General features: G+C 46.0%; 1 protein-coding gene. It reads right to left on the bottom strand.

All coding sequences use genetic code 11. The features are described 5' to 3' along the window. Positions 1-37: 37 nt before the first annotated feature. On the bottom strand, positions 38-598 hold a 561-nt coding region (locus tag FK529_RS20910), incomplete at its 5' end, for a DNA-directed RNA polymerase subunit beta (RefSeq protein WP_500483637.1).

Genomic DNA, 598 nt, shown 5'->3' with positions numbered 1-598 from the left:
ATGTCTCTACTACGCAATGCTCGATAAGGGATGATGATTACACATCATCCTCATCATTGACTGTGTCAATATCGATACCTACAGAACGGATCTCTCTAATCAGTACGTTAAATGACTCAGGCATTCCTACTTCAATGCTATGCTCACCATTGACGATATTTTTATAGACCGCGGTACGGCCGGCAACATCATCCGATTTTACTGTCAACATCTCTTGTAGAGTATAGGCAGCACCATATGCCTCAAGTGCCCACACCTCCATCTCTCCGAAACGCTGACCACCAAATTGAGCTTTACCCCCTAATGGCTGTTGCGTTACAAGTGAATAAGGTCCCGTTGAACGAGCATGCATCTTGTCATCCACTAAGTGGTTGAGCTTGAGCATATACATAAATCCTACCGTAACAGGTCGATCAAATGCATCTCCGGTACGACCATCATAGAGTGTGATTTGACCAGACTCTGGTAGATCTGCAAGGCGAAGCATACGGCGCATCTCTTCTTCTGATGCCCCATCAAATACTGGGCTTGCCATCGGGACCCCTTTACGGAGGTTGCCACAGAGCTCTAAGATCTCATCATCACTGAACTTATCAAG

The sequence above is a fragment of the Tsukamurella asaccharolytica genome, assembly GCF_007858435.1.
GTDB classification, from domain to species: Bacteria; Actinomycetota; Actinomycetes; order Mycobacteriales; family Mycobacteriaceae; genus Tsukamurella; species Tsukamurella asaccharolytica.
The sequence above is the reverse complement of the archived record's forward strand: the minus strand, read 5'-3'. Positions and strand labels throughout refer to the sequence as shown.